The sequence below is a fragment of the Arthrobacter parietis genome, from assembly GCF_039530425.1.
Lineage (GTDB): Bacteria > Actinomycetota > Actinomycetes > Actinomycetales > Micrococcaceae > Arthrobacter_D > Arthrobacter_D parietis.
The window spans coordinates 462,880-484,598 of sequence record NZ_BAAAON010000001.1 but is presented as its reverse complement, the minus strand read 5'-3'; the positions used below and the strand labels follow the sequence as shown (position 1 = coordinate 484,598).

The following is a 21,719-nucleotide window of genomic DNA, read 5'->3' as shown; positions in this document are numbered from 1 at the left end:
CGGCCGGTCACCTTTCGAAGCGAAGGTGACCGGCCGTCGTCGTACGTTAAGGAACTTTTGTGCAGCTCCGGCGGCTTCTGGGCGTCAGAAGTCGCCGGAGGTGCGCAAAAGTTCCCACAGAAGGGCCCTCGGAGGAGGGGTCAGGCGATATTGAGTTCGTTGCCCGGGATGGAAGCCAGGAGCTTCCGGGTGTAGGGGTGGCGCGGGTTCTGGAAGACTTCCTCGGAGCTCGCCGCTTCAACCAGCTCGCCGTCCTTCATGACGCAGACGTAGTCGGAGATGAGCCGCACAACAGCGAGGTCGTGGGAGATGAACAGGTAGCTCAGGCCCAGCTCGGACTGGAGGTCACCCAGAAGCTTGAGGATCTGTGCCTGCACCAGCACGTCGAGGGCGGAGACGGGCTCGTCGCAGACGATCAGTTCCGGCTTCAGCGCGAGGGCCCGGGCGATGGCGACGCGCTGCCGCTGGCCGCCGGACAACTCCGAAGGGTAACGCCGCAGCGCGTTGTGCGGCAGGGACACCTGGTCCATGAGCTCGCGTACGCGGGCAGCGCGCTCCTTCTTCGAGCCGCGTTTATAGGCGTTGAGGGGTTCCTCAACGATCCGCTCGATGGTGAACATGGGGTTCAGTGAGGAGTACGGATCCTGAAAGACAGGTTGCACGCGCTGGCGGAAATCGGCGAGCTGCGTCTTGTCCAGGGTTGCCACGTCCATGCCGTCGAACTTCATGGTGCCCGAGGTGGGTTCGATGAGCTTCAGGAGCATACGCGCCGTCGTCGTCTTGCCTGAGCCGGACTCGCCCACGATGGCGACCGTCTGCCCGCGTGGAATGTCCAGGGTGACGTTTTTTGCGGCATAGAAGTCTTCGGAGCTGCCGCGGCGTTTGTAGATCTTGGTCAAGTCACGAATTTCGACGATGTTGTTCGTCGGTGCGGCCTCGTCTACGGAGTCCGCGTCTGCCTGATGCTCCTCGAAGGCTGCCTGCGCCACAGCGGTGCGCTTCGCGGCGTCCTCGTGGTAGGCGCCCGGACGGAGGCGGACCGCCGCCACGCTCGGTGCGGCCCGGACCAGTGACTGCGTGTAGGGGTGTTTGGGATCGTTGAGGAGGTGGGCAGCGGGACCGGTTTCAACTACACGGCCGCGGTGCATCACCACGAGCTCCGACGCGCGCTCCGCGGCCAGACCGAGGTCATGGGTGATGAGCAGCACCGAGGTTCCGAGCTGCTCGGTCATCGTGTCGATCTGGTCGAGGATAGTGCGCTGCACGGTGACGTCGAGGGCGCTGGTCGGCTCATCGGCGATCAGCAGGCGCGGACGGCACGCGAGCCCGATGGCGATCAGCGCGCGCTGGCGCATGCCGCCGGAGAACTCGTGCGGGTACTGCTTGGCGCGGTCCGCGGCGTCGGGCAGGCCGGCAGCGGAGAGCACCTCGACCACGCGTTCCTTGACGTTCTTCTTGTCCGCGAGCCCATGCACCAGCAGGGTTTCCGCCACCTGGGTGCCGATTTTCGCGACCGGGTTGAGGTTTGACATGGGGTCCTGAGGCACCAGGCCGATAGCCCGGCCGCGGATGGTGCGCATCGCGGACTCCGGAAGGGGAACGAGGTCCCTGCCCTCGAAGAGGATGCTTCCGCTGGTGACCCGCCCGTTGCCGGGCAGCAGGCCGATGCAGGCCATCGCCGTCGTCGATTTGCCCGAACCCGACTCGCCCACGATGGCCAGCGTCTGTCCGCGGTGGAGGGTGAAGCTCGCATCCTCGACGGCGTGTACCTCGCCGTAGGTGGTGCGGAAGCTGACTGCCAGGTTCTTCACCTGAAGCATGGGGGCGTTCTTGGCGTCATCGACAACGTCGTCGATAGAGGTGATTTCCGTCATAGCTCTATCGTCCCTCATAACCGCCCTGCATCAGGTCATGGCGCGTCAGTTTGCGCACGAGGTGGTCAATGGCCATGCGGTAGCCGTCCACGCCGGCGCCCACAATCACCGCATCGACCACGGGGGAGAGGTAGGACTGGTGCCGGAATTCCTCCCGGCGGTGCACGTTGCTGATGTGCACCTCGACGATCGGCAGGCCCACCGCGCTGACTGCGTCCCTCAGCGCTACCGAGGTGTGGGTGTAGGCGCCGGCATTGAGAACAATTCCGTCTGCTGTTCCGGCAGCGCCTTGGATGGCGTCGACAAGATCACCCTCATGGTTCGACTGCCTGCAGTTGACGGCCCACCCGTGAGCACCGGCGGCGGAGGCGCAGAGGTTCTCAACGTCGTCGAGCGTGTGGGAGCCGTAGACCTCAGGTTCCCGTGTGCCGAGCAGGTTCAGGTTGGGGCCGTTGAGGATCAGGAGGGTAGTGGTCGCCATGGCTTAACTATGCCTGATTCGTCAGGCGGTGGACCCGCCGTTTGGCGGGCGTCAGTCGAGGGCGGGTACAGGCCGGCGGAGGCGTGCTGCCGCCGTTGCGCCGGCAACGGTCACGAGGCTCATGAGAGCCAGCACGACGCCGGGATGCCACCATGCGCCGTCTGTCGCCGCACCGAATGCCTGCGTGATCGACGGCGCAAAACCGGCCACGATCGCGGCAATGCTGTAGGAGAAGGACAGCGCGGTGAAGCTGGTGCTCGGTTCGAAGAGGTCCGCCATCAGGCCGCCAAGCGCTGCCCAGCTTGCGGTGGGCAGGATTCCGCCGAGCAGGATCGCGGCAACGTAGAGCGGAGCGTCCGCAATGCTGATGACCCAGTACAGCGGGAAAGCGATCAGCGCGGTGCCGATTGCCCCGCCGGCCACGACCTTCGCCGACCCGATTCTCATGGCCAGCCAGCCGAAGGCCGGGATGGTTGCAAGCTGCAGCAGCGAACCGATGAGCGCCGCGTTCAGCACTGTTTCCTGCGATAGTCCCAGCCGCTCGGTTCCGTAGGCCTGCGTGTAGGAAACCATGAGGAAGTAGGAGCCGATCCCGAGGACGGCGGACGCCGTGGCAACGGCGACGGCGACCGGTTGGGAGCGCAGCACGCTCACCAGCGGTACGCGCACCTTTTTGGTGGTCCGGAAGACCGGCGTCTCATCGATTGCCAGGCGCAGGTAGAGCGCGACGGCGAGGAACGGGAACGCAAGGAGGAACGGGATGCGCCAGCCCCACGTGGTCATGACGTCCGGTACGGTCACCGCGAGGATGAGGAAGATCAGCGAGATCAGCATGGTGCCCACGGGCGAGCCGAGCTGGGGAATGGCCGCGTACAGGGCGCGCTTCCGAGGGCTGGCATGCTCCGTGGCGATCAGGATGGATCCGCCCCACTCGCCGCCCAGCGACAAACCCTGGAGCAGGCGCAGCACGGTGAGGATGATGGGCGCCCACACGCCGATGACGCTGTAATCAGGGAGGAGCCCCACAGAACCCGTAGCCAGGCCCATCAGCAGGATGGTCCAGATGAGGGTTTTCTTCCGGCCGATCCGGTCGCCGAGGTGACCGAAGAGGATGGCTCCCAGCGGGCGGGCCACGAAGCCCATCGCGAAGATCAGGAACGCCGAGAGAGTGCCCGCGAGGGGGTCCTGGGCGGCGAAGAAGACCTCATTGAACACGAGCGCGGCTGCAGTGCCGAAAACGTAGAAGTCATAGGACTCAAGGGCGGTTCCGACGAAGGACGCAGCGGCGGTCTTCCGGGCCATTCCTGGGCGGGTGGCCGGCGTCGGGCGGGGTGCGGTAGAGGTGGACACGCTTCAGAATTGTCCTCGCCGCGACCCTGGCGCGGCCAGCTTTCCCGGGCAAGGTCACAGTGCCGGTTGACGCACCTCACACTGCGGGCGCCGGACCGCCTCCCCTGAGGGTGGCAATCCGGCGCTCAGCCCGCCTTTGGCGTAATCGTCAGGCGCAAGCGCTACTTCCGCAGCGACGCGGCGATCTGCTGCATGATCGTTGGATCCGACAGCGTGGTCGCATCGCCGACCTCGCGGCCTTCCGCCACGTCCTTGAGCAGGCGGCGCATGATCTTCCCGGAGCGTGTCTTGGGCAGTTCGGGCACCACCAGGATATTGCGGGGTTTGGCAATCGGCCCGATCTCCTTGGCAACGTGATTGCGCAGGGTGGTAACGACGTCGTCGTCCTGAGCTGCGGAGCCGCGCAGAATCACGAACGCAACCACAGCCTCACCGGTGGTCTCATCAGAGGCACCGACGACGGCAGCCTCCGCCACCGATGGGTGGCTCACCAGCGCGGACTCGATTTCCGTTGTGGACAACCGGTGCCCGGAGACATTCATGACGTCATCCACGCGGCCGAGCAGCCAGATGTCGCCGTCTTCATCGCGTTTGGCGCCGTCTCCGGCGAAGTACATGTTGTCGAAGCGGGACCAGTAGGTCTCCTTGAACCGCTCCGGGTCTCCCCAGATTCCGCGCAGCATCGCGGGCCACGGTTCACGGATCACCAGGTAGCCGCCGGAACCGTTGGGCACCGACTGGCCCATCTCGTCCACCACGTCCACGGCGATGCCGGGCATTGCCACCTGCGCAGACCCGGGCTTGCACGCCGTGACCCCGGGCAGCGGGGACACCATGTGCGCCCCGGTTTCGGTCTGCCACCATGTGTCCACAATCGGAGCGCGGGTATCCGAGCGTCCGCCGTTGCCGCCGATAATCTCCCGGTACCACATCCACGCTTCGGGGTTGATGGGTTCACCGACCGAGCCGAGGACCCGGATGGAGGAGAGATCAAATTTGGCCGGGATGTCCCGTCCCCACTTCATGAAGGTGCGGATGGCTGTGGGAGCGGTGTAGAGGATGGAGACCTTGTACTTCTCGATCAGCTCCCACCAACGGCCCTGGTGCGGGGTGTCAGGCGTGCCTTCATACATCAGCTGGGTAGCGCCGTTCACCAGCGGTGAGTACGCAACGTAACTGTGGCCGGTAACCCAGCCGATGTCCGCGGTGCACCAGAAGACATCGGTCTCGGGGTGCAGGTCGAAGGTGTACTTCTGCGTGAACGCTGTCTGCGTGAGGAAGCCGCCCGTGGTGTGCAGGATGCCCTTTGGCTTTCCGGTGGTGCCGGAGGTGTAGAGGATGAAAAGCGGATGCTCTGAATCGTGCCCTTCAGCGGTGTGCTCATCCGATGCCGGCCCCACGACGTCATCCCACCAGGTGTCCCGCCCCTCGGTCCATTCGACCGGCTCCCCGTTCCGTTTAACCACCACCACGTTCTCGACGGTGTGTCCGGGACGTTCAAGAGCGCCATCGACGGCGGGCTTGAGGGCGCTGGGCTTGCCGCGGCGGTAGGTGCCGTCGGATGTGACCACCAGTTTGGCTTCGGCATCGTCAATCCGGCTGCGGAGGGCGTCGGCCGAAAATCCGCCGAAGACCACCGAGTGGACGGCGCCGATACGGGCGCAGGCCAGCATGGTAATGACTGCCTCGGGAATCATCGGCAGGTAAACCGCCACGCGGTCGCCCTTCGCCACCCCGAGCGATTCGAAGGCGTTGGCAGCCTTTTTCACTGCGGTGGTGAGCTCAGCGTAGGTGTACGTGCGGGTGTCACCCGGCTCACCTTCGAAGTGGATGGCAACGCGGTCCCCGCGGCCCTGCTCAACATGGCGGTCAAGCGCGTTGTAGGCGGCGTTGACCTTCCCGCCGACGAACCATTTGGCGAAGGGAGCCTCAGACCAGTCCAGGGCCTGCGAGAAATCCTCATGCCAGGTCAGTAGTTCCCGAGCCTGGCGTGCCCAGAATCCAGGGCCTTCCTTGCCCTGCTCATACAGTTCGGCCGTGGCAATGGCATGGGCAGCGAAATGCTCGCTCGGCGGGAAGCGTCGTTCCTCGTGAAGCAGATTTTCAAACGCGTCACCAGTGGAAATCCGGGTGTCTTCAGACATTGTGAGCCCCTTCGGCCAATCGGTACTTCAGGCGGGCTTGAACAGACTCAGTCGGCCCGCGAATGTGCTGTGTTCCACAGTAGTGGCGACCTCCCCCAAACCGTGTGCCACCGGTCACACAGCAGATGCGAAAGGCACGGATTCTGCGGTGAGCGGTGGGCGCGCGGACCCGACATGTCCCATCATTGGTAGGAAAGGAAGTGGGCGTTGACTAGGGTTGTCAAAGAAATCCGAATCCGGCTCAACGCCTTCGGCACCTTCGACTGCGGCACCCACCGCCGTTATTGAAACGGAGAATCCAGACATGACCGAACAGCGCCAGTACGACGGCGGCGCAGACACCGCGCACAGCTCGCCGGTGCAGCAATCCGGCAGGTCCGAAACCCCTGCTGATGTTTCGCCGTCCGCCGGACCTACCGAACACGGACCCGAGGCGGTAGCCGGCCCTTTCACCCTGCGTGAAACCGTCATCGGTGTCTCCGTGCTGGTGATGTTTGTCGGAACCATCCTGCCGTTCGTTGACGGCGTCAACCTGTGGCGCACGTTCTCCCTCTTCTTCCTGGGTATCGGCATTCTCCTGCCCGTCGCTGCCCTGGCGCTGCTGGTGGCCCGCCGCCAGGGCAGCAAGCGGCTGCGCGTCGGTTCTCTCTCCGTTGACCAGTTCGCTTCGGTTGCGGCGGCCTTTGCCGCAGCGTTTTTCTTCCTTCAGACGGTCACGACGTTCGAGATCGGTGCGCTGATTGCTCTGCTCGGATCGGTCGGATTCCTTGTGGCCACCGTCGGCGGCCTGCATATTGGCCTGTTCAGGCCCGATTTCGCCGGCCGTCCGTCGTCGTCCGCTCATCCCATTGCCAGGGAAGCGCTGCCCGCGAAGCAGCGCCCGCCCAAGCCGGTCCCGGCGGAGAAGGTCAGCGGCTGGCACAGCCCGTCCTCCTCAGGGGAATCAACTGCGAGTGGCCCGAGCAGCGCCGGATACAGTGCCGGTTACGCCGTCGCGGGATATGCAGCTGGCCAGGGATCGGGTGCCGCCCAAAGTCCCTCGGTGCAGGAACCTTCCGGACAGGAACCTTCCGCGCAGCAGGATCCGGTGCAAGATTCAGCACGTCAGACCGCGGGCTCTGCAGCGCACGCTGAGACGTCTGCAGCGGCGTCTCCTGAAGCCACGGAACCAGCAGCGCAGTCCGGCGCCGCTCCCGCCCCGGCCGTGCCGGCAGATTCCGGCGCTGAGGATTTGGCGACGTCCGCAGCGACCGCTCCTTCCGGGACGCACGCGGAGTCCGCGGGTACCGCTGGATCCGCTGCGTCTTCTGCACTCGCTGCCTCTGTCGCGCCAACGGAGTCCGCCGCGCCGGCAGCTACCGCCGCGCAACCCAGGGTCGAGGGAACCACGCCGGACAGAACGGCGGCTCACCCCGTTGCGCAGCGCTCTAACGACACTGGGGATGAGCACTCCTCTCATCCCCGTACGGAATCCATTTCGGCTACCCGTGACGCTGATGAGGACGAGCCCATGCTTGAGGCTTTCTGGTTCGCCGTTGGGACACCCCGTTCAGTGGTTGACGAGCAGACGGGCGCGCCGCTGTTCGTACTTCAGCCCGGCGACTGGGAAGTCGGCATCGAGGACCGCGGACACGAGTTCCTCGTTCAGGACAAGCGCACCGGCCGTGTTGGCGTCATGAGGGATCTGCGGAACATCGAGCGGGCCCCCACCGAGGGATAGCAACGGGCCGGTAGGAACTACGAGGAAGGACGGGTCGGCGTGGACGTATCTCCAATTGCACTGAAGCGCCGCGCGCGAAAGATTCATCGGATTCTGGCCGAAACCTACCCTTACGCCGTTGCGGAACTGGACTTCCGCAACCCGTTCGAGCTGCTGGTTGCAACGGTCCTGTCCGCCCAGACCACGGATGTCCGTGTCAATCTGACCACCCCGGCGCTGTTTGCCCGCTACCCCGACGCACGCAGCCTCGCTGAAGCCGCGGAAGATGAGCTCCAGGACATGATCCGTCCCACGGGATTCTTCCGGGCCAAGTCGAGGAGCCTTCTCGCTCTCGCTACCAGAATCGTTGATGAATTCGACGGAGACGTGCCCGGCCGTCTCGAAGACCTCGTCACGCTCCCGGGTGTGGGCCGCAAGACCGCCAATGTGGTCCTCGCGAACGCCTTCGGGATTCCGGGGATCTCGGTCGATACCCATTTTGGCCGGCTGTCCCGGCGATTCGGCTGGACCACGGAGGATGACCCGGTGAAAGTGGAGTCCGAGGTCGCCGCGCTCTTCGAGCGGAAGGACTGGACCATGCTCTCCCACCGGGTGATTTTCCACGGCCGCCGCATCTGTCACGCCAAGAAGCCGGCGTGCGGTGCGTGCCCGGTGGCATCGCTCTGCCCCTCCTACGGAGAAGGCGAGGTGGATCCGGAGAAGGCACGGAAGTTGCTCAAGTATGAGCTGGCCCCCGGTCGCGAGGAGCTTCACCGCCGCATGCTGGAGGGCGCGTCCCGCGCCGAGCTGCTGGCTGCCGGGCACACGTTGAGCGCATGAGCGCTTACGCTGTGTTGAAAGCTTTCGCCGAACGGGCAGCCCCCATCGGCCCGGGCGCGGAAACCACCGAGTCCTGGCAGCTCCGCGGGATCGACCTGGGAACCGCGAGGCCTGCCGCGGTCCTTATCCTCTTTGGACACCTCGACGACAGACCCGCCAGGACCCATTCCGCTGCCGTCCCCGACGATCTTGATGTCCTGTTCGTGACGCGCGCGGGAACCTTACGCAGCCATCCCGGCCAGGTGGCGTTCCCCGGCGGGAAAATCGACGACGACGACGCCAGTCCCGCCGCCGCAGCCCTGCGTGAGGCTGAGGAAGAGACCGGGTTGGATCCCGCAGGTGTGGAAATCCTGGGCGCGCTGCCGGTAGTCGGCCTGCCCGTCAGCAACTATCTAGTGACGCCGGTGCTCGGATGGTGGGCGTCTCCCACCCCGGTGCGCGTGGTGGACCACGCGGAATCATCACATGTGTTCCGCGCGCCGGTAGCGGACCTGCTGTCGGACGAGGTGCGCTTCACGGCGGTGGTCAGGCGTAACGGGCGCAAGCACAGCACGCCTGCTTTCACCATCGACGGCATCACCATCTGGGGCTTCACCGGGCTCCTGCTGTCACGGCTCTTTGACGGACTGGGCTGGGCCCAGCCCTGGGACGAGACCCGGGAGCGGGACGCGCCTCTCTAGCTGGCGGTCATCCAGTTATTTCGCCGCTACTTTGCCGTCCAGCTACTTCGCATCGGCGTAGGAGTTCACCACCACAACGTTCACCGGGAACTCCACCGGGATGTGGCCGAACATCAGGTGCGCGGCGGACCGAGCAGCCTCGGTGACCATCGCCGATACCCGGTCGGCCAGCTCGGCCGGGACATGCAGCATCACCTCGTCATGCAGGAAGAAGACGATGTGCGCACTGCTGAAGTCGGCAGCTCCGGCCCGTAGCCGTCGTCGTAATTCCGCCAGCCAGCACAGTGCCCATTCCGCGGCAGTGGCCTGGACCACGAAGTTGCGTGTGAAGCGGCCGCGCGATCGAGCGAGGGAATCAGCGCGTTGCTGCTCGGCGGCGCTGCTGGTGCGCTGAGCAGCGAGCCACCGTTCCGACGGCGGAGGGCAGCCCCTGCCGAGGAAACTTGCGACGACGCCGCCCGCCTCGCCGGTTCGTGCTGCTGCCTCAACCACGGAGATGGCTTGAGGGTAGGTGCGGGTCAACTGGGGCATCAGACGGCCGGATTCACCGGTGGTGGCGCCATACATAGCTCCGAGCATCGCAAGTTTGGCCTTGGCGCGGTCGCCGCCGAAGCCCTGGTCTGCAATGCCCTGGTACAGGTCCAGCCCGCGGCCGGCCGTCGCCAGTGCGGAATCCTTGCCGAGCGCAGCAAGTACCCGTGGTTCAAGTTGCGCGGCATCAGCGACAATCAGCACATGGCCCGGGTCCGGGCGGACGGCATCACGTACCTGCCGCGGAATCTGCAGGGCACCGCCGCCATTGGACGCCCAGCGCCCCGACATGCTCCCTCCGACAATGTACTCGGGACGGAACCTGCCGCCATGTACCCAGGTGTCCAGCCAGGTCCAGCCATTGGCGGTGAGGAGGCGGGAAAGCTTCTTGTACTGCAGCAGCGGCGCAATGGCGGGATGTGTGTGGCGTTGGAGTTCCCAGGACCTTGTCGAAGACACTTCGATGCCCGCCCGGTGCAGCGCGCGCAGTAGTTCCTGCGGAGAATCCGGGTTGAACCGGGGATTGTTTAGAGCCCCGCGCAGTTCAGCCGCCAGGCGCTCAAGCTCTGCAGGTCGATGGCCTTCCCGCGGGCGGGGCCCGAGCTGGGAGGTGAGCAGCTCGTCGTGGAGGTCTGCGCGCCACGGAATGCCGTGAAACTCCATCTCGGCGGCGATGAGTGCGCCGGCGGACTCAGCTGCGACCAGCAGGGCCAGCTGTGCTGGTCGGTCGCTGTTTTTGAGCGCTTGCTGTTGCTCAGCGAATTCCGCCGCTACCTGAAGTGCGTCTGCGCCGCCGGCAGGCTGTGCCGCCTCGAACAGGCTGCCCTGGAGAGGCGACGCTGCCACGGGCGGCAGCACCCGGGCGGGGTTCGCGTCCTCGGCTTCATCGGGGCGGGACTGCAGGCGGTTGCCGTACTCCGTTCCTGCGCAGGAGGGGGAGTGGCGCAGTATCTCCCTGCTGAGTGCGACGTCGTGGCAACGCTCAACGGTGACGCCTGCGGCGAGCATGCGCGGGTACCAGGTGCGTGTGCTGTCCCACACCCAGCGGATTCCCGGCCGCTCCAGTTCCCGGACGGTCTCCTCGATGTTCATTGCAGGAACGACGACGGCGTCTGCCGTGGGCGCTCCCGCTGAGTCCACCGATACAAACGCTGCCTGGGCATCGTCCACTCCGCTCAGGCGCTGCCCGCCAGCCGGCGGTGCAAGGACGATATACACGCCTCCTATTGTTGCCCACCTTTTCGCCCGCGGTTTCGTTGGCGGCCACCAGGAGGCTCCGGCCGTTGCCCACAGTTCCTCCACTTCTGCTGAGGATATCCACATACGCCGCCAGCGGCATGACCCGGTGCACTCTGGAGGGCAGGCTGGCCGTATGTCTTCGTGGATCCCAGCAGCTGAATCGGCCGCCGTCGTGCTGGTCACCTCCTCACAACGCGTCCGCGATGAGGTGGCGCGCGTGGCGGTTGCTGCGGGGCTTGCCCTCACAAGTGTTTCAACGGTGGGCGAGGCGCTGGCGCTACGTCCCGCCGTCGTGCTGTTGGACTGCAACAGTGCGCGGCATGCTGTCTCGGGCTGCGCGGTGATCGTCGTTGGTCTTGACAGTGATGAGGCGGCAGCGTGGACGGCTGCCTCGCGGTGCAATGCCGATCGCGTGGCTATCCTTCCGCAGGCTGCCGGCTGGCTGGCTGAGCATCTGGGCATGCTGCAGCGCGTCCGTGATGCGGGAACGGTCGTCGGTGTGTTGGGGGCCGTCGGCGGGGTAGGTGCCAGCACAATCAGTGTTTGGTTGGCTGCGTCCGCGGCCTCACGGGAACTGCACCCGCTCCTTGTGGACGGTGATCCCTTCGGTGGTGGGCTCGAGCTCTCTCTCGGCGGGGAATCCGTGCCGGGCGTACGGTGGCCGGATCTTGGCGAAGTACGCGGAACGTTGAACCCGGAACAGCTGATTCATGCGCTGCCGTCGCTCGGCGGCTTCTCGCTGCTGTCCATGGGCACCGAGCCGCCCGCCCCGGGAATTCTCGCATCATCAGCAGTTCCTCCCATTATGGAGGCGGCGCGGGGAGCGTTCAACCTGACGGTGGTAGACGTTGCGCGAGGATGGTCGGCTGACGGATCACTGCTTCCGTACTGTGACAGCGTCCTCATCGTTGTACCCGGCCGTGTCCGCGCTATTTCGGCTGCCCGCGCGCTCGTCGCGCAGCTGCAGCCGTTGCCCGTCCGGGCCCTCGTCCGCGGACCGCTGGGCCCGGACCTCGACCCGGATCGGGTGGCAGATGCCATCGGTGTGCCGAACGCCGGGTATCTGCCTTACCTTCGTGCCGCCGTCGGCAGCGAAAACCAGGGGAGGGTACTGGATCTGGCAAGGCATCGCGCCGTGCGGGCTTGCGCCCGCTCAGTCCTCGACACGGTGCTTCCCGGGGCGATCAAGGCCATCGCATGAATCAGCAGGTCAGAGCCCGCCGTGTCCGCCCTGATGCCCTGCCGGCAGACGCCGCCATGGTTGCGCAGGTACGGGACGCCGTGCTCAATGAAGCAGAGCCCGTCACCGGAGCCCGGCTCGCTGCCGCAGTCCAGTCGACCGGGCGCCTACTGGGGTCCGAGGGCGCATTCCGGACCCTCGACCGCGTCCGCGCTGAGTTGCAGGGGCTGGGACCGCTACAGCGGCTCGCGGAGGACCCGGAAGTCACGGACATCCTGGTCAACGGTCCAGGCGCAGTCTGGGTTGACAGCGGCGGCGGTTTGCAGCGCAGGGATCTCACCTTCTCCAGCGATGCTGATGTGCGCGCGCTTGCCACACGCCTGATTGCAGCGGGCGGTCGCAGGCTTGATGACGGCAACCCCTGCGTTGATGTGCGGCTGGACCGGTTCCGGGTGCACGCCGTCCTCCCGCCGCTTTCCACAACGGGGACACTACTCTCCATCCGTATCCAACGGCAGAGGCACTATTCCTTCGACGAGCTGGTGTCCTCCGGGGCGTTGGATGCTCAGATGGCCTCGGTACTGCGAGGGATCGTGAGCAAGCGTTTGAACTTCCTGATCAGCGGCGCTACGGGTACGGGGAAGACAACCCTGCTCGCTGCCCTGCTGTCGCTCAGCGGGTCCAATGAACGCCTGGTCACGGTCGAGGATTCCGCTGAACTCAGTCCTGCACATCCCCATGCCATCGGACTCCAAAGCAGGCACGGGAACCTTGAGGGCAGCGGATCCGTGGATCTGGCTGAACTGGTACGTCAGGCGCTGCGGATGCGGCCGGACAGACTGATTGTCGGCGAGTGCCGCGGCGCCGAGGTCCGCGAACTTCTGGCAGCCATGAACACGGGGCACGACGGCGCCGGTGGAACAATTCATGCAAATTCTGCGGCGAGCGTTCCTGCCCGGCTTTCCGCGCTCGCAGCCCTGGCCGGGATGGAAGCGCAGCCCCTGGCGCAGCAGGCGGCTAACGCCCTCGACGTCATCGTCCACGTCGTCCGGGCAGGCAGCGGCCGCACCGTCTCGGAGGTCGGCGTCCTCGAGAGGACCGCCGGCGGTGATCTGGTGGTCAGAACTGCGCTCGCGCGACGGGGAGCGGTATCGGAGCGTGGGCCGGCGTGGGAGGCGCTGGCTCTGAAGCTCGAGCGGGGCCGCTGACAATGAGCGGAGTACTGATTGCCTGCCTGCTCTTCGCAGCGTGCGGGGTCCTGGCGTTTCCCCGCCGCTCCCCGCGCAACGAGGGCCGGGGGCGCAGGAACGTGGGTGCGCTTCTGCGGCCTCTCTCTCGGGGGCGTCCGCTGAAGACTGATCCACACGAAATCCCCTTGTTCGTCCATCAGTTGACCGGCCTGCTTCAGGCTGGACGGACGCCTTCCCAGTTGTGGGGAGATGCACTCAGCGTGCATGGCGGCAGTACCGGAACGGCCTTCTCGTCCGGCGTGAAACCCGCGCTGTGGTCAGCCCATCAGGCTGCCCAGCTCGGACTCAGCGTTCCGGAGGTTTTGCGGGAGGCAGCCACCCGCAGCAGGGACGCGGCGCTGCGGACACTGTGGAAGGACCTGGCTGCCTGTCTCGAGGTGGCCGAGCGCAGTGGAGCGCCCCTCGCGGCCGTACTTGCCCGCTACGCAGTGCAACGCGAATCGCAGCTGGACTCTGATGCTGCCCGCGATACGGCGCTCGCCGGACCCAGAGCCACGGTCCGCCTACTTTCCTGGCTTCCGCTGTTCGGGTTCGCGGTGGGCTACCTCATTGGAGTGGATCCCCTCGCTGTCCTTCTCGGTTCGGTGCCGGGCGTCGCAGCACTCAGTGCAGGATGCGTGCTCACCATCATGGGCCGGCTCTGGTCGAGCAGGCTGGTGCGGACAGCCGAAGGCGATCCCATATGACCGGTGCACTCATCGCCGCTGCGCTCTTCGTTGCCTGTTGGGTCCTGCATCGATCCCCGCCCCTCAGCGCCCATCCGGCAAGTCCGCTACCGGGTGGTGCGGGGAGGCTTCGGGATGATGGGCTGGATGATCCAGCGCTGATGATGGACCTGATGGCGTCCATGCTTGCGGTCGGCTCATCCCTGGAGCGCGGTCTCGACGTCCTCGCCCGGTCAGCATCAGCACCGGCAGGCGCTGCCCTGACCTCCGTCAAGACGGCACTGGACCTCGGAGCCTCCTGGGACGTCGCGTGGGCGGCGGTTCCGCACACAAAGGACGTCAGGGCGGCCCAAGAACTGGGAAATGCCCTGCGGTTCGCCGGAACCACGGGGGCGCCGTCGGCTGCGGTGGTCACCGCCCACGCAACACAGTTCAGACGGAGAAGGAACCGGGAAGCAGAGCAGCGCGCTGCTGCTCTCGGCGTGCGGCTCGTTGTGCCCCTGGGTCTCTGCTCCCTGCCCGCGTTCGTCTGCCTCGGCGTCATTCCCATCCTGGTCGGCCTCTTTCCGGCCTTCACGTAGCGGCGGTCGCCACATCGCCGCGGCCACGAGCATCGCTTACCACCGTTGCCCTCCCGCCGCAGTGCCCACCACCATCGCCGCAGCTACCGCTGCCGTTCCGCTGGTGTCGTGCTCCACAACCGAAGGGAAGTGCTGCACTTTTCCACTTACCGGTATCTCGGTGGGCCTGCCGACGGGCAGCGCGAAAGACTCGAATCAGCCGCTGAAGCGGTCCGGACGGTTCAGCAGCCGCTGAACCGCCAGCCAGGATCAAACCGGAATCCGTCAACCAAGGAGTCGTCATGACACGTTCCACCACCGCAGCAACAGCCCCCACCGCAGCAACAGCCCACAGCGCAGCAACAACCCGGACCAGCGGCCCGCAGAAATTCCCCGGCGGAGCGAGGCCACTTGCCACAGTGACGTCACTGCGGCCCGAGCCCGTCACGGCCAACCGCCGTACACGGCGTGCGCTGATGCGGTCCGAGGCAGGGCTGGCAACCGCCGAGTACGCGATCGCCACCCTCGCCGCCGTGGGGTTCGCGGCGCTCCTGGTCGCAGTCCTTTCCAGCGGGGAAATCCGCGGCATGCTCATGTCGCTGATCACCAACGCCCTCAGCTTCGGCTGACCGGCGTGGAACGGACTGGACCGCGGGTAGCGCAGCCCAAAGAAGCAGGGGCCGTTACGGCGGAAGTGGCAGTAGCACTTCCGGCTGTGGTGGTTCTGCTGGCCGTCGTGCTCGGTGCTGCGGCACTCGGCTTGTCCCAGTTGCGGATTGAGGAAGCGGCGAGGGCCGGGGCCCGCGAGATCATGCGCGGCGAGTCTTCGGACGTCGTCGAGGGAACAGTCCGGCGGATTGCCGGTGAGCAGGCGGATATCGCGGTCCAGTCCAACGGCTCCACCAGCACCGTCACCGTCAACACCGCGGTGGATGTGCCTGTATTGGAGTTGCTCGACGTTAGTCTCTCAGCCCGCGCAGTTGCACTGCCGGAGCAGGAATGATGGGTCTTCGTGCAGGCAAGGAAGCTGGATCCGGCACCGTCCTGATGACCGGCGTCGCCTTGGCTGCCCTGCTGCTGCTCTCAGTTGTAGTCCTGTTTGCGCAGGCGTCAGTGGCGGCCTCGAGGGCAGCTACGGCCGCGGACCTGTCCGCGCTTGCGGGGGCTGATGCTGCGCGCGGTCTCCGAGACGGGAACCCGTGCGCGGTAGCCGCCGAAGTAGCTTCCCTCCAGGACGCCCGGCTGACGGGATGCGTGATCGAGGGAGAATCAGGACACATCGTGCGGATTTCCACCGAGGTCGATTCCATTCCCGCGCTTCCCCCGGCATCGGGGCGTGCCCGAGCCGGTCCACCGTCATCAGATCCCTAGTGGAAGGAGGATTGCCCGCCCGACATGTCCTTGCCTGGCGCAGGCTCCCCGTCCGGGGCCTGCGCCAGCAGCATGCTGAGCAGGGTGAGTGCACCGTGCTTACTCAGCGGGTTGTTGCGGTTGCCGCACTTGGGAGACTGAACACACGAGGGGCAACCGGTGTGGCACTCACACGAGCGGATGGCCTCAGCGGTAGCACCGAGCCAGGTCTTCGCCGCCTCAAAACCCCGTTCAGCAAAGCCCGCGCCGCCCGGATGGCCGTCGTACACAAAAATGGTGGGGAGCCCGGTATCAGCATGGAGCGCAGTGGACACTCCGCCGATGTCCCATCGGTCACTCGAGGCGACCAGCGGCAGCAGACCGATCGCGGCATGCTCAGCGGCATGAAGAGCGCCCGGCAGGTCAGCCGCGCTGATCCCACTGCTCTCAAGCAGGCGGTTATCGCACTCGAACCAGACGCTCTTCGTGAAGAGATCCCGCGCACCGAGCTCCAGCGGTTCCTCCCCGAGGATCTCGTTCGAAACAAAGGCCTTGCGCTGGAAGGAGATCACCTGGGTGGTTACCTTGACCTCCCCGAAGCACACCCGGATGGGGCCCCACGAGGTGTTGCGCAGCTCGGAAATCACCTCAATCTGCGTGACGTCCCGGGCCTGTGTGTAGTAGTCGGGATTGGAACGGGTCACTATGGCGCAGTGATCCTGTTCGTTTAGTTCCTCCACCACGTAGCTCTGGCCCTGATGAACATAGACGGCGCCCGTGTGAGCCTGATAGTGGCTCTGCGGTGAATCCATGGTTCCAAGAACGGTGCCGGTTTCGCTCTCGATGATATTGATCGGGCCGCCGCCGTCCGCCCGCAGGTTCACCATGCCGGCAGCACTCTGCGGGTGCGTCCAGAACCACCCTGCCGGACGGTTGCGCAGCAGCCCCTGATCCACCAACTGAGCCAGCAGGGCAGGAGCCGTTTCCCCGAAGAGGGGAAGGTCCTCAACCGTCAGCGGCAGTTCCGCCGCTGCTGCACAGAGGTGCGGTCCCAGCACATAGGGGTTGGCGGGGTCGAAGACCGTTGCCTCCACACCAACGTCGAACACCGCTTCGGGATGGTGCACCAGATAGGTGTCCAGCGGATCGTCGCTGGCCACGAAGGCGGCGAGCGCGTCCTGACCTGACCGCCCGGCCCGCCCGATCTGCTGCAGCAGGGACGCACGGGTCCCCGGCCAGCCCGCCACGAGGACGGCATCCAGACCTGTTATGTCGATCCCCAACTCCAGCGCGGACGTGCTCGCCACACCGAGCAACCGGCCGGACCGCAGCGCACCCTCCAACTGACGGCGCTCCTCGGGCAGATACCCTGACCGATAGGCCGCGACGCGCGCCGGCAGCGTGGGATCCACTTCGCTCAGCAGCCGTTTGGTATTTGCCGCGATACTCTCGGCACCTCGGCGGGACTTGATGAAGGCAATGGTCCGAACCTGCGCAGAAACCAGATTGGCCAGTAGATCGGAGGTTTCCGCAATGACGGTCCTGCGCTGCCGGGCGCCGTTCTCGCCCCGAAGATCGGTCAGCTGCGGTTCCCAGAAAGCCACCGTCGTCGACCCGTGTGGCGACGTGTCCTCGGTGAACGCCTGAACTGGAGTGCCGATCAGCTTGCCGAAGGACTCCGCGGGGGCAGCCGATGTCGCCGAGGCCCCGATGAACACGGGGTCCGCGCCGTAGTAGGCACAGACGCGTCGCAACCTGCGCAACAGGTTGGCGACGTGGGAACCGAAAACACCGCGGTAGCTATGCGCTTCGTCCACGATCACGTAGGTAAGGCGCCGGAAAAACCTTGCCCACCAGGTGTGATTCGGCAGGATGCCGTAGTGAAGCATGTCCGGGTTCGCCAGAACCAGGTTGGCGTGGTCGCGGATCCAGCGACGCGCACCGGAGTCGGTGTCGCCGTCGTACGTATCTGCGCGGACCGTAGCCAGCCCCAGAGAGGAGATGGCTGAGAGTTGGTCAGCGGCCAGCGCTTTTGTCGGCGAAAGATACAGCGCGACGGCGCCGGTCGGCTCAAGCGACACTCTCTCCTCAAGTGCCGAACGGTGGATGGCGTCAAGGACCGGCAGTTGATAGCTCAGAGACTTGCCCGAGGCAGTACCCGTGGCAATGACGACGTGGGACCCCGCATGGGCGGCATCCGCCGCAGCACTCTGATGCTTCCAGGGCTCTACTATTCCTCGGGCCTGGTAGGCCTCCACCACCTCAGGGTGCACCCATGCCGGCCACGGGCTGTGCACTGCGTCGCGGGCAGGGAGTTCCCTGACAGAAACGAGCTGCTCAGGATCAACTCCGCCGAGCAGCGGAATCAGGGAATCATGGGCAGCCACTTGCCCAGTTTGTCACCCCGGCACAAATCAGCGGCGGATCACAAAAGCATCAGCCAGGTGCGTCCACCCCAAATACTGGTACAGCTGGCGTCCCTCCTCGGATGCCATCAGCAGGCCGGTTTCAACATCGTCTTCCAGGATGTCGGCGGTCAGCGCGCGCATGACAAAGCTGCCAAGGCCCCGCCGCCGGTGCTGCGGAGACGTGATGATGCGGTCGTAGACTGCGTGTTCATCCTGCTTGGCCACCGAACCCCGGGCAGCCTCCTCACCGTTCACGGTCACCGAAACACGCCTGCAGTCATCCTCGCGAATGTGCTCGAGTTTGAACTCGTCGTCCGGTGGCCGGGGGGCTTCGACATCCTGGCCGTCCATCTCTGCGCACATCAGAGCCTGCTGGCGGTCCGTGACCCGAAGACCGAGCGGAGCCGCGGCTTCGAGGAGTTCCTGCGCGCGGTTGGTGACGACGGTCAGCACACGAAGCGGATCTTCGCGGGTCTCTCCGGCGAGCTCGAGCAATTCTCCGATCGTGGGCTCATAGACGATGGTTTCGAGGTGGTTCTGTTGGTCCGTGAGCAGAACGGACAGGCTGCTCCCGTTCTCCTGCGGCGTGTAGCCTCGGCATTTTGCCCAGCCGAAAACCCAGGTGCGGACAAGTTGATCGGAAAGAGCGGCTCCCATTCCTGAACGATAGTGGGGACCAGACCGTAAAGACATAGCCCGGGAAAGAGGTTGCCGATTTGAGACCTCGCGGGCGGCCTGCCGGTACCCTTGAATGCGTGTCAATGAACCGGATTGTCCTGTATTACGCGTTCACTCCGCTGTCCGATCCCGAAGCGGTGCGGCTCTGGCAGCGCGCCCTGTGTGAAAAATTGGGACTCCGCGGCCGCGTCCTCATCTCCAAGGACGGCATCAACGGCACCGTCGGCGGGGAACTGAACGCCGTCAAGGAGTACGTGAAGGCAACCCGCGAGTACCCGGCGTTCAAAAAGATGGACATCAAATGGTCCGAGGGCGGGGCGGAAGACTTCCCCCGGCTCAGCATCAAGGTCCGCGAGGAGATCGTGTCCTTCGGCGCGCCGGGGGAGTTGAAGGTGGATGAAAACGGCGTGGTGGGCGGCGGCACCCATCTCAGGCCGGAGCAGGTGCATCAGCTGGTCAGCGAACGCGGCGACGACGTCGTCTTCTTTGACGGCCGCAATGCCCTCGAAGCGCAGATCGGCAAGTTCCGGAACGCGATTGTCCCGGAAGTGAACACCACCCATGACTTCGTGCGCGAACTCGATTCCGGGAAGTACGACCACCTCAAGGACAAACCGGTGGTCACATACTGCACCGGGGGCATCCGCTGTGAGGTGCTTTCCAGCCTGATGGTCAACCGCGGATTCAGCGAGGTCTACCAGCTTCAGGGCGGCATTGTGCGCTACGGAGAGACGTACGGGGACGCGGGTCTCTGGGAAGGCTCGCTGTACGTCTTCGACAAGCGCATGCACGTAGAGTTCAGCAAGGATGCCAAGACGATCGGCAAGTGCGTTCGCTGCTCCGCGCCCACCAACAAGTTCGAGAACTGCTCGAACCTGAGCTGCCGGAACCTGACGCTGTACTGCGCCCAGTGTGCCTCCGACCCCGCCACGCTTCGTTGCCCCCAGGGGTGCGAGACGGACGAGGCGGAAGCCACCGCAGTGGGCGCCGCCTGAGCTGAGCCGGCTTTCCCCCGCTCTCACCCGGCCGCCAGCTCAAGCACGTGTCCCTCATGCAGCGCAAGGTACACACGATCGCGTAGAGCGTTCGCTTCGGCATCGGTGAGTGTCCGGTCCAGTGCCTGCAGCGTCAGGCGAATCAGCAGATTCACCTGCCCCGGCTGGGCGTCAAGACGGACGACGGCGGCAGCCGGCAGCTGCTCCACCGGCGTGCGGGCGCGGATCACCAGCGACTCCAGGATCTCCGCCTCCGGACCGAGCGCTTCCCGGGCCGCATCTCCCAGCGTTTCCTCGTCTGCGTCGGGATTGCAGAGAATCGAAAGATCGCGGCGGACAGCCGGCATGAGGGAGACGGGGCGCCATGGTTGAAGATCCAGCATCTGAGCGGCGATACGGGGGTCGGGTGAGCGCAGCAGCCGGATGTCATCCACGCCCTTTCGCAGCATGAGTGCCCGGTCCAGTCCCATTCCGAGCGCGAGGCCGCTCCAGCGACGAGGATCCAGTCCCGAGGTGCGAAGAATTCCCGCACGCACGAGGCCGCACTCAGCCAGTTCGAGCCAGCCGGCGGGCGTCTCTACGTCGATCTGCAGGCCGTGCGACGTATAGGAATGGTTGGCGGGAACGGTCCGCCAGCGAGCCCCGGGCAGGACTGCCTCGACAACGGCGGCGGCCATACTACGCAGGTCAGCCTCACCCAGCAGCCCACGCGCCTTCAAGCGCCATAGGTCAACCTGGTGCGGTGTGCCTACGTGCGTGCGGTCGACGGCGTCGCGGCGGTAAACCAGGCCCGGAAGGACATGGAGCCGATCATACGGCTGCTCAATGTCTGCGAGGGAATCAAGAACGGCGGGGATTCCGGCGGACGTGTGGCTTCGAAGCATTACTGTGGGGCTGGCGTGGCGCGAGTACCGGACGTCCCGGGTGACGTCGTTCGGCGCATAGCCCAACCGGTCGTAGTTGTCCGCCGTGGCAACGAGGCCAGTGGTTCGCTGCAGCTCGGCGGGAATGCTCCAGGCCCGCGTCAACGAAGTGATGACGCCGTCGAGCAGGTCCTGCAGCGCGTGAGGTCCCTGTTCCGGATCGGTGAGGTCACGGATGGACAGGGCGGCGGTGAGCTGGGGGATGGAAAGGTACATGGTCGGTCCTTCGGGAAGTGTCTAAGGAGGGGGTGGAGGAAACCCCCGGCCGCGGACACCGTGCGGACCTGGCTGCTAGAAGACGTACAGCGGATAGCCCTCACGGCCGACAGGCGGCCGGGGGCTGGTAAATCGCTGGCTGGTAAGCATGGAGCAATGGTACGCGACGGACAGATGTTGCGGAACGCTACGGCGCTTCTGCCGGCTTCCCGCCGGGGACCAGCCCCGCGGTCCACACCATTTCCGCACCGGAGTTGGTCACGCGGAGGGTGAGCTCGTCCGCCGCCGCACGAAGCTCAAGAGGCGCTGTCACTGCCGGACTGTCGCAGCTCGTGGTGCCATTGCTGATAGTCGTTCCGTCTGCAAGTAGTTCCAGGGCCATCGCGTCCCCGCCCGCACACGCCATGGTCAACTCGTACCACCCTGGTTCGACGTCATAGAAGGATCCGCCGCTCGCCGCGTCCCCCTGATGTCCGCCGGCGAAAGACATTCCGCGTTCCGTCCCCAACATTGACTGCGACCAGGACTCCAGGTCCACCGAGGACGGATCAACCTCCGGTTCGGCCGCCGTGCAGGCGCTGGTCATCAGGGCAACGAAAAGGCCGGAGACTGCGAGCGCTACCCGCCGCGGTTGAGTTCCCATGCGCTCAGTAAAC

At 65.6% G+C, this 21,719-nt stretch carries 20 protein-coding genes; 11 read left to right on the top strand and 9 right to left on the bottom strand.

Annotated elements, in window-relative coordinates; translation table 11 throughout:
- Positions 1-140 precede the first annotated feature (140 nt).
- The 4 genes from ABFX19_RS02280 to acs form a co-directional block, all read right to left on the bottom strand.
- Complete coding sequence (locus tag ABFX19_RS02280) at positions 141-1,874, bottom strand: ABC transporter ATP-binding protein (protein ID WP_346027323.1); 1,734 nt, start codon at positions 1,872-1,874, stop codon at positions 141-143.
- Positions 1,875-1,878: 4 nt separating this feature from the next.
- Positions 1,879-2,355 carry a type II 3-dehydroquinate dehydratase gene (gene aroQ, locus ABFX19_RS02275; protein WP_346027322.1) on the bottom strand — a complete coding sequence of 159 codons (477 nt, stop codon included), beginning with the start codon at positions 2,353-2,355 and terminating at the stop codon, positions 1,879-1,881.
- A gap of 51 nt (positions 2,356-2,406) precedes the next feature.
- Positions 2,407-3,705 (bottom strand): MFS transporter, encoded by a 1,299-nt coding sequence (locus ABFX19_RS02270; RefSeq protein ID WP_346027321.1) that lies wholly within the window; start codon positions 3,703-3,705, stop codon positions 2,407-2,409.
- A gap of 161 nt (positions 3,706-3,866) precedes the next feature.
- Positions 3,867-5,849: an acetate--CoA ligase gene (gene acs, locus ABFX19_RS02265; RefSeq protein ID WP_346027320.1), complete on the bottom strand. Its 1,983-nt coding sequence runs from the start codon at positions 5,847-5,849 to the stop codon at positions 3,867-3,869.
- Positions 5,850-6,153: 304 nt separating this feature from the next.
- Here acs and ABFX19_RS02260 point away from each other — a divergent pair, with 304 nt between their 5' ends.
- The 3 genes from ABFX19_RS02260 to ABFX19_RS02250 are packed head-to-tail and all read left to right on the top strand — an operon-like array spanning position 6,154 to position 9,068.
- Positions 6,154-7,569: a hypothetical protein gene (locus tag ABFX19_RS02260; protein ID WP_346027319.1), complete on the top strand. Its 1,416-nt coding sequence runs from the start codon at positions 6,154-6,156 to the stop codon at positions 7,567-7,569.
- Positions 7,570-7,608: 39 nt separating this feature from the next.
- Positions 7,609-8,388 carry an endonuclease III gene (gene nth / locus ABFX19_RS02255; RefSeq protein ID WP_346027318.1) on the top strand — a complete coding sequence of 260 codons (780 nt, stop codon included), beginning with the start codon at positions 7,609-7,611 and terminating at the stop codon, positions 8,386-8,388.
- Positions 8,385-9,068, top strand: a complete 684-nt coding sequence (locus ABFX19_RS02250) for an NUDIX hydrolase (RefSeq protein WP_346027317.1) — start codon at positions 8,385-8,387, stop codon at positions 9,066-9,068. Before nth ends, ABFX19_RS02250 begins: the two co-directional genes overlap by 4 nt.
- 42 nt (positions 9,069-9,110) lie before the next feature.
- On the opposite strand, the gene ABFX19_RS02245 is transcribed toward ABFX19_RS02250, so the two are convergent.
- Positions 9,111-10,817 carry a bifunctional 3'-5' exonuclease/DNA polymerase gene (locus ABFX19_RS02245; RefSeq protein ID WP_346027316.1) on the bottom strand — a complete coding sequence of 569 codons (1,707 nt, stop codon included), beginning with the start codon at positions 10,815-10,817 and terminating at the stop codon, positions 9,111-9,113.
- 154 nt (positions 10,818-10,971) lie between these two features.
- On the opposite strand from ABFX19_RS02245, the gene ssd reads away from it, so the two are divergent.
- The 7 genes from ssd (at position 10,972) to ABFX19_RS02210 (ending at position 15,864) form a co-directional block, all read left to right on the top strand.
- Entirely contained in the window at positions 10,972-12,039 is a 1,068-nt protein-coding gene (gene ssd / locus ABFX19_RS02240) for a septum site-determining protein Ssd (protein WP_346027315.1), read from the top strand.
- The gene (locus ABFX19_RS02235; RefSeq protein ID WP_346027314.1) at positions 12,036-13,226 is read left to right on the top strand and encodes a TadA family conjugal transfer-associated ATPase; all 1,191 of its coding nucleotides are present in this window, start codon (positions 12,036-12,038) and stop codon (positions 13,224-13,226) included. The genes ssd and ABFX19_RS02235 overlap by 4 nt, the downstream gene beginning before the upstream one ends.
- Before the next feature lie 2 nt (positions 13,227-13,228).
- Complete coding sequence (locus tag ABFX19_RS02230; protein WP_346027313.1) at positions 13,229-13,954, top strand: type II secretion system F family protein; 726 nt, start codon at positions 13,229-13,231, stop codon at positions 13,952-13,954.
- Positions 13,951-14,514 carry a type II secretion system F family protein gene (locus tag ABFX19_RS02225; protein WP_277357751.1) on the top strand — a complete coding sequence of 188 codons (564 nt, stop codon included), beginning with the start codon at positions 13,951-13,953 and terminating at the stop codon, positions 14,512-14,514. Before ABFX19_RS02230 ends, ABFX19_RS02225 begins: the two co-directional genes overlap by 4 nt.
- A gap of 281 nt (positions 14,515-14,795) precedes the next feature.
- The gene (locus ABFX19_RS02220; RefSeq protein ID WP_346027312.1) at positions 14,796-15,122 is read left to right on the top strand and encodes a DUF4244 domain-containing protein; all 327 of its coding nucleotides are present in this window, start codon (positions 14,796-14,798) and stop codon (positions 15,120-15,122) included.
- A gap of 5 nt (positions 15,123-15,127) precedes the next feature.
- Complete coding sequence (locus ABFX19_RS02215) at positions 15,128-15,496, top strand: TadE family type IV pilus minor pilin (protein WP_277357749.1); 369 nt, start codon at positions 15,128-15,130, stop codon at positions 15,494-15,496.
- A complete protein-coding gene (locus ABFX19_RS02210; RefSeq protein ID WP_346027311.1) occupies positions 15,493-15,864 on the top strand; it encodes an Rv3654c family TadE-like protein in 372 nt (123 codons plus the stop codon). The genes ABFX19_RS02215 and ABFX19_RS02210 overlap by 4 nt, the downstream gene beginning before the upstream one ends.
- Here ABFX19_RS02210 and ABFX19_RS02205 read toward each other — a convergent pair.
- Positions 15,861-18,230 (bottom strand): DEAD/DEAH box helicase, encoded by a 2,370-nt coding sequence (locus ABFX19_RS02205; RefSeq protein WP_346027310.1) that lies wholly within the window; start codon positions 18,228-18,230, stop codon positions 15,861-15,863. The genes ABFX19_RS02210 and ABFX19_RS02205 overlap by 4 nt on opposite strands.
- 27 nt (positions 18,231-18,257) lie before the next feature.
- Positions 18,258-18,908 carry a GNAT family N-acetyltransferase gene (locus tag ABFX19_RS02200; protein WP_277357746.1) on the bottom strand — a complete coding sequence of 217 codons (651 nt, stop codon included), beginning with the start codon at positions 18,906-18,908 and terminating at the stop codon, positions 18,258-18,260.
- A 98-nt stretch (positions 18,909-19,006) separates the two neighbouring features.
- On the opposite strand from ABFX19_RS02200, the gene trhO reads away from it, so the two are divergent.
- A complete protein-coding gene (gene trhO / locus ABFX19_RS02195) occupies positions 19,007-19,924 on the top strand; it encodes an oxygen-dependent tRNA uridine(34) hydroxylase TrhO (RefSeq protein WP_487046886.1) in 918 nt (305 codons plus the stop codon).
- Positions 19,925-19,947: 23 nt separating this feature from the next.
- Here trhO and srmL read toward each other — a convergent pair whose 3' ends face one another.
- Both srmL and ABFX19_RS02185 read right to left on the bottom strand, forming a co-directional pair.
- Entirely contained in the window at positions 19,948-21,063 is a 1,116-nt protein-coding gene (gene srmL / locus ABFX19_RS02190; RefSeq protein ID WP_346027309.1) for a PheS-related mystery ligase SrmL, read from the bottom strand.
- A 187-nt stretch (positions 21,064-21,250) separates the two neighbouring features.
- Complete coding sequence (locus ABFX19_RS02185) at positions 21,251-21,706, bottom strand: hypothetical protein (RefSeq protein ID WP_346027308.1); 456 nt, start codon at positions 21,704-21,706, stop codon at positions 21,251-21,253.
- Positions 21,707-21,719: the final 13 nt, after the last annotated feature.